We start from the raw sequence: 13,773 nt of genomic DNA on the forward strand, positions 1-13,773 counted from the left end.
CGATCCGTTCCCCCGTGCCACTTGCCGGATCCTGCACGCGGCTCAGCAGTGTCAGTGGTGGCTGTTACGGTCGCCCTGGTTGTCGCTCTCGTTCGGGTGGGGGGTGTTCAGTGCGAAGGTTCGAGCCGCGTCCGGGGTTCGTGGTGCAGGCGTTCCGGTTCGCGTTGGACCCTGGTGTCGAGGCCGAGCGGCGGCTGAGGTCGCATTGTGGCGCGGCTCGCGCGGCTTTCAACTGGGCGGTGTGCTGGGTTGAGGCGTCGTGGTGGCAACGCAAGGCAGAGGCGTCGTACGGCATCGCCGAGGAGGATCTGACGCCGTGGCGGCCGTGGTCGTTGCCGGCACTGCGGAAGGTGTTCAACGAGGTCAAGAAGACCGACCCGCGTTTCGCCGACTGGTGGCGGGAGAACTCCAAAGAGGCGTACAGCACCGGCTTGGCGAACGCGGCGGCGGCGTTCGACAACTACGCGAAGGCCCGGCGCGGTGAGCGCAAGGGCAGGACGCTGGGGTTGCCGCGCTGTAAGTCCAAGCACATGGCGCGGCTGTCGTGTCGGTTCACCACCGGCGCGATCCGTGTGGAGCCGGATCGTCGGCATGTGACGTTGCCCCGGATCGGGACGGTACGTACGCACGAGTCCACACGGAAGCTGGAGCGCCGGATCGCGAACGGATCCGCCCGGGTCCTCTCGGCGACCGTCCGGCATGAGCGCGGTCGGTGGTTCGTCTGCTTCCAGGTCGAGATCCAGCGAGCGCAGCGTGCCCCGACGCGACCGGATGTGACGGTCGGCGTGGACCTCGGCGTGAAGTGCCTGGCTGTTCTCGCCGACAGCTGCGGCGAGGTCCGGCGCGTCCCCAACCCATGCCACTACGAGCAAGAGGTCCAGGTACTCAAGCGGCTGTCGCGCCGCGTCTCCCGACGTCAGGGGCCGGACCGGCGCACCGGACGGAAGCCGTCGAACGGATGGCTTGAGGCGAGCAAGGAGCTGGGCCGAGTCCACCACCGGGTGGCGAACCTCCGCATGGATGCGCTGCACAAGCTCACCTCGACCATCACCGCCGAGTACGGCACGGTGGTGGTCGAGGACCTGAACGTCGCCGGAATGCTCAGGAACCGGCGGCTGGCCCGCCGGATCGCCGACGCCGGGTTCGGCGAGATCCGGCGGCAGATCACCTACAAGACCGGATGGAACGGCAGGACCGTGGTGGTCGCCGACCGCTGGTTTCCGTCCTCCAAGGCCTGTTCCGGCTGCGGCGCGGTGAAAGCCAAGCTGCCGCTGCACGTCCGGACCTTCCACTGCGACGCCTGCGGCCTGGTCATCGACCGGGACGAGAACGCGGCACGCAACCTCGCCGCCCACGCGGTAACCCGCATCACTGGTACCGGAGTGGCCGGAGACCAGGGCGCGAAAGCGCCAAAACCCCGTGGAGCCGACCGCAAGACCCGCACCACCCGGCCCGGCCGCAAGGCCGGGCCGGGGCGGGCAGGTGGCGCAACCCCGCCGCACCAGCGGCAGAAGGAAACGGGAGACCGTCATCAGGACACCGCAGCGCAACTCGCGCTCTGGTGACACCGGTACGGACCTTCCGGGCGGAAACGCCCGGATTGCTGAGACTCCCAGAGATTCAAAGCAACGGTCGTACGCCTTTGGTCCCAGTGCACACTCCCGTCGGCGTCTGCGACCATGGTCGGGTGACAGAGATCGGACGAGGCACGTTCAGCGAGGAGACCTTCTTCGAGCAGGTCGGCGGCGAGCCGACCTTCCGGCTGTTGGCCCGGCGGTTCTACGAGGGCGTCGCCGAGGACGAGTTGCTGCGGCCGATGTACCCCGAGGAGGACCTCGGCCCGGCCGAGGAGCGGATGGCGCTGTTCCTGATGCAGTACTGGGGCGGCCCGCGCACCTACAGCGAGCAGCGCGGTCACCCGCGGCTGCGGATGCGGCACGCGCCGTTCAAGGTCGACAAGGCGGCGCACGACGCCTGGCTGACGCACATGCGGGCGGCCGTGGCCGGCCTGGAGCTGCCCGCCGAGCACGAGCGGCAGCTGCTGGACTACCTGACCTATGCCGCCGCCTCGATGATCAACACCCCGGGCTGAGCGGCCGCTCCTACCGCAGGGGGCTGAGCCCCAGCCCCGCGCCCGGCGCGGCCGCGGTCCGCACCACCACCGAGCCCGCCGGGGCGCTCAGCCGCAGCCAGCCGCCCGCCCGGTGCACCGAGAGCGGGGCGCCGGGCTTCAGGAAACCGATCACGTACGCGGCGTGCACCGCGCGCAGCGGCAGCTCCGGCAGCACCCCGACCGGCCGGGACCAGATCTCGTCCGCCAGCTGGTCCAGCACCGCGCGGGTGCGGTGGTGCGCCGGGACGGCCTCGCTGCGCTCGCGGAACTCCCGCACCCCGGCCATCAGTTCCGGGTAGACCTCGGCCACCGGCGGGGCCCCGACCGGCCGCCAGCCCGCCCGCGGCGGCAGCAGCCCGGCCCAGGCCGGGCCGGTCACCGGCCCGGGCAGCGCGACGGCGCCCGCCTCGCCGTCCACGCCCTCCAGCAACTGGCCCGCCGAGACGGTCAGGTCGACCGGCTCGTCCAGGCCGCTCAGCCGGGCGGTGCGGATCGCCAGCGCGCCCGAGCCGCCCAGCGGCAGCCGTCCGAAGACCGCCAGCACGCCGTCCTCCCCGGCCGGGCCGACCGCCCGCAGCCGCACGGCCGCCGCCTTGTCGAAGCGCAGCAGGCGCAGCAGGAAGGCGGAGAGGTCGGCGGCCTCACCGGTGTCGGTCAGGGCGAGGCGGGCGGTGACGGTCAACGCGGCTCAGCTCAATCGGTTCGGGGGTCCTGGGACTTTCAGACTGCCGCGACGGCGGGGGCCTCGTCCATGAACCGGGAGAGGAACTCCCGCTCCACCGGCGAGATCCGGCGCGGCCGGCCCTCGGCCAGGTCGTAGGGCACGACCACGGTGGAGGCCCGGACGTACACCGTCTCGGAGCCGTCGGGGTGGACGTCCTTGATGTCGTAGGAGACGGTCAGCGAGGCGTTGCCGATGTGCGTCACCCGGGTCTCGACGATTACCGGCTCCGGCCGGTGCACCAGCGGGCGCTTGTAGTCGATCTCGTGGCGGGCCACCACCGAGCCACCCGCGAACTCCCCGGCCCCGGCCTCGGCGGCCTGGGTGAACATGAAGTCGATCCGGGCCTCCTCCAGGTAGCGCAGGAAGACCACGTTGTTGACGTGCCCGAAGGCGTCCATGTCGGACCAGCGCAGCGGGCAGGGGTAGATGTGGCGAGCCACGGGTGTTCTCCTCGGTGTCCGGTCGCCCGCCGCCGTGTGTCGGTGACGGGCCGCGGCCCGGCAGGCCGCCCCGGAGGGCAGTCTGCCGGGCCGTCGTGACAGCTGGATGTCAGCCTCGGGTCAGCTTCTTGTACGTGGCCCGGTGCGGACGGGCGGCGTCGGCACCCAGTCGCTCGATCTTGTTCTTCTCGTACGACTCGAAGTTGCCCTCGAACCAGAACCACTTGCTGTCGCCCTCGTAGGCGAGGATGTGGGTGGCCACTCGGTCCAGGAACCAGCGGTCGTGGGAGATGACCACGGCGCAGCCGGGGAACTCCAGCAGGGCGTTCTCCAGCGAGGAGAGCGTCTCGACGTCGAGGTCGTTGGTGGGCTCGTCGAGGAGCAGCAGGTTGCCGCCCTGCTTGAGGGTGAGCGCCAGGTTCAGGCGGTTGCGCTCACCGCCGGAGAGCACGCCGGCCGGCTTCTGCTGGTCCGGGCCCTTGAAGCCGAAGGCCGACACGTAGGCGCGGGACGGCATCTCGACCTGGCCGACGTTGATCCAGTCCAGACCGTCGGAGACGACCTCCCAGAGGGTCTTCTTCGGGTCGATGTTGGAGCGGGTCTGGTCGACGTAGCTGATCTTGACGGTCTCGCCGACCTTGACCGTGCCGCTGTCCGGCGTCTCCAGGTCCTGGAGCATCTTGAACAGGGTGGTCTTGCCGGCGCCGTTCGGGCCGATGATGCCGACGATGCCGTTGCGCGGCAGGGTGAAGCTCAGGTCGTCGATCAGGACCTTCTCGCCGAAGGCCTTGTTGAGGTTCTCGACCTCGATGACGACGCTGCCCAGGCGCGGGCCCGGCGGGATCTGGATCTCCTCGAAGTCCAGCTTCCGCATCTTGTCGGCCTCGGCCGCCATCTCCTCGTAACGGGCGAGGCGGGCCTTGGACTTCGCCTGGCGGCCCTTGGCGTTGGAGCGGACCCACTCCAGCTCTTCCTTGAGCCGCTTGGCGCGCTTGGCGTCCTTCTGGCCCTCGACCTTGAGACGGGACTGCTTGGTCTCCAGGTAGGTGGAGTAGTTGCCCTCGTACGGGTAGGCGCGGCCGCGGTCGAGTTCCAGGATCCACTCGGCGACGTTGTCCAGGAAGTACCGGTCGTGGGTGACGGCCACGACGGTGCCCTTGTACTTCTCCAGGTGCTGCTCCAGCCAGTTCACCGACTCGGCGTCCAGGTGGTTGGTGGGCTCGTCGAGCAGCAGCAGGTCGGGGGCCTCCAGCAGCAGCTTGCAGAGCGCGACACGGCGCTTCTCGCCACCGGAGAGCTTGGTGACCGGCCAGTCGCCGGGCGGGCAGCCCAGGGCGTCCATGGCCTGCTCCAACTGGGCGTCCAGGTCCCAGGCCTCGGCGTGGTCCAGGTCCTCCTGGAGCTTGCCCATCTCGTCCAGCAGGGCGTCCGAGTAGTCGGTCGCCATCAGCTCGGCGATCTCGTTGAAGCGGTTGAGCTTCCCCTTGATCTCCTTGACGCCGTCCTCGACGTTCTCCAGGACGGTCTTGGACTCGTCCAGCGGCGGCTCCTGGAGGAGCATGCCGACGGTGAAGCCCGGCGAGAGGAAGGCGTCGCCGTTGGAGGGGTGCTCCAGGCCGGCCATCATCTTCAGCACGGTGGACTTACCGGCACCGTTGGGGCCAACGACGCCGATCTTCGCTCCGGGGAGGAAGCTGAGCGTCACGTCGTCAAGGATGACCTTGTCTCCGTGAGCCTTGCGCACCTTGCGCATCGTGTAGATGTATTCCGCCACGTGAGATCGCTCCGGCGTCGTCGGGAGTAATTCGGCTTGCAGCCTTCCATTGTGCCGCACCCGCCGGGAGCCCCGAACCGCACAGGTGACCCCCACCGGGGCATGCCGGACGGGTGAGGGGCGCACGCGCGGCCCGCCCGACCCGCCGGCCTGCCGAAATGCCGACGGCCCGGCCCCCGCAGCGAGTGCGGGGAACCGGGCCGTGGCCCATGGCCTAGCAGCGCCGACCGGTGCTGCTAGTGCGTGCTACCGGTCAGGCAGCGTTGCCACCGTGGCGACCACGGCGACGCAGGAAGAAGACCGCAGCGCCACCGGCGATGACCAGGGCGCCCGCGATACCGGCCAGGAGCGGGGTGTTGCTGTTGGCACCGGTCTGGGCCAGGCCACCGGTACCCGGGGCGGCGCTGGTGGTCGACGGGGCCGGCTGGGCGGCACCGGTGCTCGGGGTGCCCGAGGCGGTGGTGGTGCCGGTGGCGGCCGGGGTGGTCGGGGCGGAGCTCGGGGTCACGCCGACCTTGCAGTCCAGGACGCCGGTGAACTCCTTGGTGTAACCGTTCGGGCCGGCCACCTTGATGTCGTACTTGGCCTTCTCGGCGACCTTGACGAGCACGCTCTCGGTCTTGCCGGGCTGCACGGTGACCTGCTGCTTGTCGACCGTGACGGTGGCGGCCTCGTCACCGCTGTTGGCGACGGAGACGGTCACGCCGTTCTTGGCGCACTCGACCTTGGCGCTGCTGTCGACCAGCGCGCCCTTGCCCTGCTTCCAGGTGGCCTTGGCGGCGGCGTTGACGCTGAGCTTGTCGGAGCTGGCCAGGATCATGGTCTGGCTGTGGTTGCCGTCGTCGTCCACCTCGGTCATGAAGACCCGGCCGCTGGGTACGACGGTCGACGCGTTCGCGTTGAGGGTGACCGCACCGTCCGGGGTGCCGCCCGGCACGTCCAGGAACAGCTGGGTGTCCTTGGCGATCGGACCGGTCAGGGTGGCGCCGACCGGCTTGCCGTCCTTGTCGACCAGCTTGGCCTTGTCGGCGGCGGGGCCGGCGACGGTCAGCTTCACCTCGGCGGCGCTGGAGTTGAGGGTGAACGGACCGATCTTGCCGCCGGACTTCCCGGAGACCGAGTCCGGGGTGAGGGTCAGCGAGGGCTTCGGCTCGGCGGCGATGCCCTTGTTGTTGTCGCTGACCAGGTAGTCGCGCAGCTTGGTGGCGTTCGCGTTGTGCAGGGTGACGCTCTTGTCGTCCGAGAACTTCCAGATCGCGGCCTGGGTGCCGGCGGCGGCGTCCTCGGCGGTCAGGCTGTCGACCTTGATGGCCGCGGCCAGCGCCGTCAGGTTGACGTGCGGGTAGGAGTTGTCCAGGATCCACCGGATCATGGGGGCCTTGGCGTTGGCCCCGAGGGAGCTCGCCGCCCAGTCCGCCTCGTGGTACTGCGCACCGCTGTCGAGGTACACGGGGTTGTCGAAGTCGATGCAGTAGGTCTGCAGCAGACCGCCGTCGTTCGTCTTGAGGGTGAAGAGACCGGCGTCGACCGTTCCCTTGCCCGCGACGTCGACCTTCTCCGCCACCATGCCCTTCTGGATCACGGCCTTGGTCACGCCCGAGGCCGGGGTGTCCGCCGCGGCCGCCGCACCGGCCGCGAGCAGGCCTCCACCCAGTGCCAAACTGGTCGTGAGCATGACAGTGGTTATGCGGGACAGACTCCGCCCCTGCCTCTTCAACATCTGGGATCCCTCCGGAGCGGACCGCACCGAGTGGGCAGCCCGCCGACTTGCCGTGCCGCGCGTGCCCCCTGTGGCACTGCTGCGGGGTATGAACCAGACGAATCCTATTGAGCCTCAGGGGCCTCGAAACCCCCATGCGAAATCAGGACGATTCCGTATCTGGATCGTTATCAACCCCCTCAGGTTCCACACAAGCTGACGCCCAGCCAGAATCGGTCCATGACTTTCCGTTATCCGGTGGAGATTGCGCGTGCGGGCGCAACGGCCTTCTCGATCAACATATTTGTCGACAGAGAAGGCCATCGACCGGTCAGCTCAGCATCGCCCGGTCTTCACCTCCCCGCTGCCCCTCGGACACGTCCTCCTGCTGTTCCGTCACCGGCCGGGCACCCGGCGGCAACTCGGGCAAACGGGGCGCCGCCGCCACCGCCGAGGCCCGGCGCGACTCCAGCGCGTTGACGATCCACCCGGGCACCGGCTCGTCCGCGGTCTCCGCCCCGGCGCCCCCGGCCGCAGCCGACGGCTGCCCGCGCACCCCCGCCGCCCAACGGAACGCCGCGGTGCCGCGGGTGAGATCGTGCCCGACCGACCGGGCGTTGATCTCGGCCCGACTGCACTTCGCCTCCCCCTCCGTCCACTCGTGCACCCGCAGCCGGCCGGTCACCAGCACCGGATCGCCCTTGGACAGCGAGCCGATCAGATTCACCGCGAGCGCCCGCCAGGCCGTCACCCTCAGCCACCGCGCCTCGCCGTCCACCCAGCAGGCCCGCTCGCGGTCGTACCGCCGCTCGGTGAAGCCGAGCTGGAAGTTCGCCATCGGCACCCCGCCGGAGGTTTCCCCGTAGCTCACCTCGGTCGCGACATTGCCGATCACCGTCACATGCGTCTCGTTCACAGCGCACTCTCCGTTCTCGCCGATGCACCGTACGGAATCGAGCGGTGCGAGTTGAGAGTGCGCCCCGGAGGAAATCCCGGCCACCGGGTTGCGAAATCCTGTGGACAACTCCTGGGCCGATCGGCAGGGTGAAAAAGAGCCGTCACTCGCAGGGGTGAATTTCGGCCTTCGCGCGCCGCCAGGCCGCCAGTTCTTCGCGGTCATGACAACAAACCGGCAGATCGCGGCCGCCGCCGGAGCGTGACCGGAGGCCCGCCGGGAGACGTCCGCGCACGTCATCCGACCGGAGCAAGCCGAATAGGACCCCCCACCCACGCCGGTGGCGGGACATTCTCCGTGTCGAATCCATAACGGGTGAGGAGGCAGCCCCGTAACGACTGCACAACGTCCGGCCCTGAACTGTCCCAGACCGCTGCACGCACGGTCTTCACCTGCGATTATCGGACCGCTCCACCGAACCGACACACCAACGACGGCGTCGTCACACTCGGCCGAGGAACTGGACACCCTTATCCTGTCCCCGACAGGGCGAGGGCCCACCAACCCCCACCCCCACCCCTCAGGTACGGGGCGGACAACGCGCGCCCCCAGCGCTCGTCGCCCGATCCCGGCCACGGTCACGCCCGCCAGGGCGCCGTCCGTCCCGCCCCCATAGCTCAGCGGATAGAGCACCCGCCTTCTAAGCGGTAGGTCGCAGGTTCGAATCCTGCTGGGGGCGCCACCCTGCAATTCCGCAGGCCACCGTGCCCGTGAACACTTTCCGTGGCCGTTTCGGACCTCCGGGTAATCCCGCACTCGCTGCGCATAACCCGTGACAATGCGTGTCATGACCGTCGCGAAAGGCGGCCGGCCCGGAAAGCCGGAATTCCGGGCGAATCCCCCACGCCTGAACGAAACAGCCCCGGCCCGACCGGCCACCGGCGAATCCGGAAAAAGCCGGGCAGCCAAACGCCCGGACGCCCGGGAAGCCGAACACCCGGGACGCGGAACCGCCGGGGAGCGACGAGCCGACCGGCCCCGCCGCCCTAAGCCACCAGTCCCGCAAGATAGGCGTCGAGCAGTGCGATCTGACGCTCGGCCGGGAACTCCGCCGGGGCGAACAGCGACTGCACCACCAGCCCCAGTACGAAGGCCTGCGCCCCCGCCGCGAGCCCGGCGGGATCAGCTCCGGCCGGGAGCTCGCCGAGCCGCTGGGCGTCTGCCACGTGCGCCGTGAGCGCCACCCGCGAGCGGGCGTAGCGCCCCGCGTGCGCGGCCGCCAGCTCCGGGTCCGCCAGGGCGACGTCCCAGGAGCTGACCCAGATCCGGTTGCCGGCCTCGGTCGCCTCGTCCAGCGGCAGGACGTCGAGCAGCGCGGCCCGCAGCCGGGCCAGCCCGACGGGCGGCGGCGGGGTGCCGTCGACGGGCGCCATCCGCCGGGGCCGGGCCGCGGAGCGGCGGTCGAGCTCCTCCAGGGCGTGGCTCAGCAGCGCCCGCTTGTTCGGGAAGTAGTGGGTCAACAGACCGGTGGAGGCGCCCAGTTCGGCCGCGACCGCGCGCAGCGTGAGCCCCTCGAAACCCCGGGTGGAGAGCACCCGCCACACCCCCTCGGAGACTTCCGAGCGGCGGGCGTCATGATCTCCACGGGCTGGCGTCATGGGGGCTATCGTACATACCAAACGTTTGTTATGAATGGTTCGGACAGCCCGCCGCACCACCCCGTGAAAGGCCCGCCCGTGTTTTCCGTCCCCCTCGCCGAGAACGCCGAACTGCGCCCCCTGGAGCCCTGGCAGGCCCCCGAGTTCCTGGCCCACATCGACCGCGCCCGGGCCCACACCGACCCGTGGATCCCGTGGGCCACCTTCTCCACCGACCTGGACTCGGCCCGTGCCACCCTGCAGCGCTACGCCGACCGCCAGGCCACCGACTCCGGCCGGATCTTCGGCATCTGGCGGGACGGCACGCTGGTCGGCGGCGTGATGTTCGTGCACTTCGACACCAAGAGCGGCAACTGCGAGATCGGCGCCTGGACCGAGCCGGCCGGTGAGGGCGGCGGGCTGATCACCGCCGCCGTCCGGCTGCTGCTCGACTACGCCTTCACCACCCGGGGCCTGCACCGCGCCGAGTGGTATTGCTCGGCCGTCAACGCCCGCAGCCGGGCCGTGGCCGAGCGGGTCGGCATGCGGCGGGACGGCGTGCTGCGCGAGTGGTTCCTGCACAACGGGGTCCGCCACGACAAGGAGATCTGGGCGATCCTGGCCCCGGAGTGGGCCGCCGCCCGGGCCTGACCAGCCGGACGCCGGGCGCACAGGCCTGCCGGACTGCGCACAGGCCTGCCGACAGCCGGGCGCACGAGCGGCGGGGCGCAGGGACCCGGCCACCGGCCTGAGCGACGACCGGGTCGCGCTGGACGAGGCCCGCCGCGCCTTCGCCTCGGTCGGGCACGGCCTCGGGGACTACCGCGCCGACCCGGCCTGAGAGAGTGGGCGCACCACGACCGACCGGAGGTGCGCATGGACCAGCCGCTGCTCACGCGGGACCGCTCCGCCCTGCCCGCCCAGGCCGAGGGCCTGAACGCCTACGTCGGCGAGGACGGCGTCGCGGTCCTGGAGTTCGCCCGCCCGCACCGCCGCAACGCGGTCACCCTGGCGATCTGGCAGGCGCTGCCCAAGATCCTGGACCAGCTGGCCGAGCAGGAGGGCGTGCGCGCCCTGCTGCTGACCGGCGCCGGGAACACCTTCAGCGCGGGCGCGGACATCACCGAACTCGCCGAGGTGTACGGCGATCCGCAGCGCGCGGACGCCTACCACGCGGTCAACGTGGCCGCCGAGGAGGCGCTCGCGGCCTTCCCGCACCCGACTCTCGCCGTGGTGCACGGCGCCTGCGTGGGCGGCGGCTGCCAGCTGGCCGTCGCCTGCGACCTGCGCTTCGTCGCGGAGGACGCCCGGCTGGGGATCACCCCGGCCAAGCTCGGCGTGGTCTACCCCGCGGTGCCGACCCTGCGACTGGCCCGGCTGGTCGGCCCGGCCCGGGCCAAGTACCTGCTGTTCTCGGGCGAGTTGGTGCGCGGCCGGGACGCGCTGCCGCTGGGCCTCGCGGAGCGGGTCCTGCCGGACGCCGAACTGGACGCCGCCGCGCTGGAGTTCGCCCGGCTGCTGGCCGGCCGCTCGGCCCAGACGATCGGCGCGGTCAAGGCCGCCCTGGCCGTCCCGGCGGAGCGGGCGGCCGAGGCGCTGGCGCCCTGGGAGCGGCGCTCCCGGGAGGCCTCGGACGTGCACGAGGGGCTGGCCGCCTTCCTGGAGGGCCACCCGCCGCGGTTCTGACCCGGGGCGGGGCGCGGGAGGGCAACGGCACCGACGGCTCACGTACGATCATCCGACCGGCGCGTCAGCCGCCAACCGCCCTTCCCGAGCCGGAGCACGCACCCCGATGACCACCGAGGCCACGACCGCCCCCACCAGCCGGACGATCTGGGCCCGCCGGGTCACCGACGGCGTCGAGCCGAAGAACGTGATCATCGCGGTCTGCCTGCTGATCGGCGGCCTGCGCTACGGCTGGTCCGGCCTCGGCTGGGCCGCCTTCGCGGCGCTGTTCGCAGCCCTCATCCCGACCCTGTTCATCCAGCGCGGCATCCGCAAGGGCACCCTGGAGGACCGCCATGTCGGCCACCGGCAGCGCCGGCTGACCGTCATCCCGTTCATCATGGGCTCGGTCGCGGTCAGCTTCGCGGTGATGATCTGGGCCCACGCTCCGCGCGACCTCACCGCGATGGTGGCGGCGATGTTCGCCTCGCTGGTCCCGATCCTGGTGATCACCGTCTGGTGGAAGGTCTCCGTGCACACCGCCGTCGCGAGCGGCGCGGTGGCCTGCCTCAGCATCGCGCTCGGCCCGCTGTGGCTGCTGCTCTACCCGCTGGTCGCGGTGATCGGCTGGTCCCGGGTGGTGCTGCGGGACCACACCACCGCGCAGACGATCGTCGGCGCGGCGGTGGGCGCCCTCACCGCCGGGCTCGCCTTCTGGGCCGCCCGGTAGGGGCACGCCCCGAAGACGGGCTCCAAAGCCCGAAGACGGGCTCCAAGGACGGGCTCCGGCTACCGGATCGGCATCCCCGAGATCGCCCGGGCGATGACCAGCCGCTGGATCTCGCTGGTACCCTCGAAGATCGAGTAGATCGCGCTGTCCCGGTGCATCCGCTCCACCGGGTACTCCCGGGTGAAGCCGTTGCCGCCGAGGATCTGCATCGCCTGCGCCGTCACGAACTTGGCCGTCTCGCCCGCGTACAGCTTGGACATCGAGCCCTCGGCCGCGGTGAACGGCTGGTTGTTGACCGCCATCCAGGACGCCCGCCACACCAGCAGCCGGGCCGCGTCGATCCGGGTCTTCATGTCGGCGAGCTGGAAGGCCACGCCCTGGTTGTCGATGATCGGACGGCCGAACTGCTCCCGGGTCTTGGCGTAGTCCAGCGCCACCTCGTACGCGGCCCGGGCGATGCCGATCGCCTGCGCCCCGACGGCCGGCCGGGAGGCCTCGAAGGTGGCCATCGCCGCGTTGCCCCTGCCGCCCGCGCGCTTGACGCCCTCGCGGGCCCGGGCCAGCCGCTCGTCCAGCTTCTCCTTGCCGCCGAGCAGGCAGCTGCCGGGCACCCGGACGCCGTCGAGCACCACCTCGGCGGTGTGCGAGGCCCGGATGCCGTGCTTCTTGAACTTCTGGCCCTGCCTCAGCCCCGGGGTGCCCGGTGGGACGACGAAGGAGGCGTGCCCGCGGGTGCCCAGGTCCGGGTCGACGCTGGCGACCACCACGTGCACGGCGGCGATCCCGCCGTTGGTGGCCCAGGTCTTGGTGCCGTTCAGCACCCACTCGTCCTTGGCCTCGTCGTAGACGGCCCGGGTGCGCAGCGCGCCCACGTCGGAGCCGGCGTCCGGCTCGGAGGAGCAGAAGGCGGCCACCTTGACGTCGTCCGGGGTGCCGAACATCTGCGGGGTCCAGGTGCCGATCTGCTCGTCGGTGCCGTTGGCGAGCACCGCGACGGCGGCCAGCGTGGTGCCGACGATGGACAGCCCGATGCCCGCGTCGCCCCAGAACAGCTCCTCCATGGCGATCGGGATGCCGACGCCGGAGGGGTCGAAGTACTGCTGGGCGTAGAAGTCCAGCGAGTAGATGCCCAGCTTGGCGGCCTCCTGGATGATCGGCCAGGGGGTCTCCTCGCGCTCGTCCCACTCGGCCGCGGCGGGGCGGATCACGTCGGCGGCGAAGCCGTGCAGCCAGTCGCGTACGGCGAGCTGGTCCGCGCCCGGGTCCAGCGAGAACGTGCTGCTCATGGTGCTGCCTCCGCAGAAGGGATACGACGCAGGGATTGCGGCCGCCGGGTGCGACCCACCGGGGTGTTACCCCGGGTAACATCGTCGGAGTCTGCTACTGATTGGTAACCGGTGTCAACGCCCAGGCCACCCAGAATCCGAGGAGCAGCGCATGTCCCGAGAGCCCCGCCGCGAGCAGCTGCTCAACGCCGCCGACCGGGTCATCCAGCGCGAGGGGCCGAGCGCCAGCATGAACGCCATCGCCGCCGAGGCCGGCATCACCAAGCCGATCCTCTACCGGCACTTCGGCGACCGGAACGGCCTGATCGGAGCCCTGACCGAACGCCACACCGGCGGCCTGCTGGCCGCCGTCCGGGCCGCCCTGGCCGAACCGCTGGAACGCCGCGACCGGGTCGAACACGTCCTGGACACCTACCTCGCCGGCATCGAGGCCCGCCCCCAGGTCTACCGGCTGCTCACCCACCCCGAGCCGGGCGATCCGAGCGGCGCCGGCAACGCCCTCGCCCCCGCGCTGCGGCAGATCGCCGAGGAGATCACCCGCGCCGTGCAGAGCCAGGTCGACCTCGGCGCCGACCGCGACCTGCTCGCCGAGGCCTGGGGCCGGGGCATCACCGGCATGGTGCTGGCCGCCGGCGACTGGTGGCTGGAGACCAAACCCTGCTCGCGCACCCGCATGGTGCAAGCCCTGGCCGATCTGCTCTGGGGGCGCCTGGCCGCCGCCGCGGACCTGCCGACCGCCGCCCTGCCCGCCGCCCCGGCCGAGCCGCCGGGCCCCGAAGCGGACTGAACTCCCCGCAGGCCGAACTCCCC

Annotated in this window: 13 protein-coding genes and 1 tRNA gene; 7 read left to right on the top strand and 7 right to left on the bottom strand. The window is 71.2% G+C overall.

Features of this window, described 5'->3' with window-relative positions; genetic code table 11:
• Nucleotides 1-140: 140 nt before the first annotated feature.
• Nucleotides 141-1,565, top strand: a complete 1,425-nt coding sequence (tnpB, locus tag ACIG5E_RS15755) for an IS607 family element RNA-guided endonuclease TnpB (RefSeq protein ID WP_396533967.1) — start codon at nucleotides 141-143, stop codon at nucleotides 1,563-1,565.
• Nucleotides 1,566-1,687: 122 nt separating this feature from the next.
• Nucleotides 1,688-2,092, top strand: coding sequence for a globin (locus ACIG5E_RS15760; RefSeq protein ID WP_396533968.1), 405 nt, complete (start codon nucleotides 1,688-1,690; stop codon nucleotides 2,090-2,092).
• A 10-nt stretch (nucleotides 2,093-2,102) separates the two neighbouring features.
• On the opposite strand, the gene ACIG5E_RS15765 is transcribed toward ACIG5E_RS15760, so the two are convergent.
• From ACIG5E_RS15765 to ACIG5E_RS15785, 5 genes are all read right to left on the bottom strand, one after another.
• On the bottom strand, nucleotides 2,103-2,795 hold the full coding sequence (locus ACIG5E_RS15765; RefSeq protein ID WP_396533969.1) for a hypothetical protein: 693 nt from the start codon (nucleotides 2,793-2,795) through the stop codon (nucleotides 2,103-2,105).
• 38 nt (nucleotides 2,796-2,833) lie between these two features.
• Complete coding sequence (locus tag ACIG5E_RS15770) at nucleotides 2,834-3,277, bottom strand: acyl-CoA thioesterase (protein ID WP_396533970.1); 444 nt, start codon at nucleotides 3,275-3,277, stop codon at nucleotides 2,834-2,836.
• Nucleotides 3,278-3,386: 109 nt separating this feature from the next.
• Entirely contained in the window at nucleotides 3,387-5,051 is a 1,665-nt protein-coding gene (gene ettA, locus ACIG5E_RS15775; protein ID WP_396533971.1) for an energy-dependent translational throttle protein EttA, read from the bottom strand.
• Nucleotides 5,052-5,304: 253 nt separating this feature from the next.
• The gene (locus ACIG5E_RS15780) at nucleotides 5,305-6,726 is read right to left on the bottom strand and encodes a Cys-Gln thioester bond-forming surface protein (RefSeq protein WP_396533972.1); all 1,422 of its coding nucleotides are present in this window, start codon (nucleotides 6,724-6,726) and stop codon (nucleotides 5,305-5,307) included.
• 355 nt (nucleotides 6,727-7,081) lie between these two features.
• Nucleotides 7,082-7,666, bottom strand: a complete 585-nt coding sequence (locus tag ACIG5E_RS15785) for a single-stranded DNA-binding protein (RefSeq protein WP_396533973.1) — start codon at nucleotides 7,664-7,666, stop codon at nucleotides 7,082-7,084.
• A 645-nt stretch (nucleotides 7,667-8,311) separates the two neighbouring features.
• Here ACIG5E_RS15785 and ACIG5E_RS15790 point away from each other — a divergent pair.
• A tRNA-Arg gene (locus ACIG5E_RS15790) sits at nucleotides 8,312-8,387 on the top strand.
• A 304-nt stretch (nucleotides 8,388-8,691) separates the two neighbouring features.
• On the opposite strand, the gene ACIG5E_RS15795 is transcribed toward ACIG5E_RS15790, so the two are convergent.
• Nucleotides 8,692-9,303, bottom strand: coding sequence for a TetR/AcrR family transcriptional regulator (locus ACIG5E_RS15795; RefSeq protein WP_396533974.1), 612 nt, complete (start codon nucleotides 9,301-9,303; stop codon nucleotides 8,692-8,694).
• A gap of 78 nt (nucleotides 9,304-9,381) precedes the next feature.
• On the opposite strand from ACIG5E_RS15795, the gene ACIG5E_RS15800 reads away from it, so the two are divergent.
• The 3 genes from ACIG5E_RS15800 to ACIG5E_RS15810 all read left to right on the top strand — a co-directional run bounded on the left by ACIG5E_RS15800 (nucleotide 9,382) and on the right by ACIG5E_RS15810 (nucleotide 11,677).
• Nucleotides 9,382-9,933, top strand: a complete 552-nt coding sequence (locus ACIG5E_RS15800) for a GNAT family N-acetyltransferase (protein ID WP_396533975.1) — start codon at nucleotides 9,382-9,384, stop codon at nucleotides 9,931-9,933.
• 225 nt (nucleotides 9,934-10,158) lie between these two features.
• Nucleotides 10,159-10,968, top strand: coding sequence for an enoyl-CoA hydratase/isomerase family protein (locus tag ACIG5E_RS15805; protein WP_396533976.1), 810 nt, complete (start codon nucleotides 10,159-10,161; stop codon nucleotides 10,966-10,968).
• A 106-nt stretch (nucleotides 10,969-11,074) separates the two neighbouring features.
• Nucleotides 11,075-11,677 (top strand): hypothetical protein, encoded by a 603-nt coding sequence (locus ACIG5E_RS15810; RefSeq protein ID WP_396533977.1) that lies wholly within the window; start codon nucleotides 11,075-11,077, stop codon nucleotides 11,675-11,677.
• A 59-nt stretch (nucleotides 11,678-11,736) separates the two neighbouring features.
• On the opposite strand, the gene ACIG5E_RS15815 is transcribed toward ACIG5E_RS15810, so the two are convergent.
• Nucleotides 11,737-12,963: an acyl-CoA dehydrogenase family protein gene (locus ACIG5E_RS15815; RefSeq protein ID WP_396533978.1), complete on the bottom strand. Its 1,227-nt coding sequence runs from the start codon at nucleotides 12,961-12,963 to the stop codon at nucleotides 11,737-11,739.
• Nucleotides 12,964-13,114: 151 nt separating this feature from the next.
• Between ACIG5E_RS15815 and ACIG5E_RS15820 the strand changes: the two genes are divergently transcribed.
• On the top strand, nucleotides 13,115-13,750 hold the full coding sequence (locus tag ACIG5E_RS15820; protein ID WP_396533979.1) for a TetR family transcriptional regulator: 636 nt from the start codon (nucleotides 13,115-13,117) through the stop codon (nucleotides 13,748-13,750).
• The last annotated feature ends 23 nt before the right edge of the window (nucleotides 13,751-13,773 follow it).

Origin of the sequence: Kitasatospora sp. NPDC053057, from assembly GCF_044546945.1 — a bacterium.
GTDB lineage: Bacteria > Actinomycetota > Actinomycetes > Streptomycetales > Streptomycetaceae > Kitasatospora.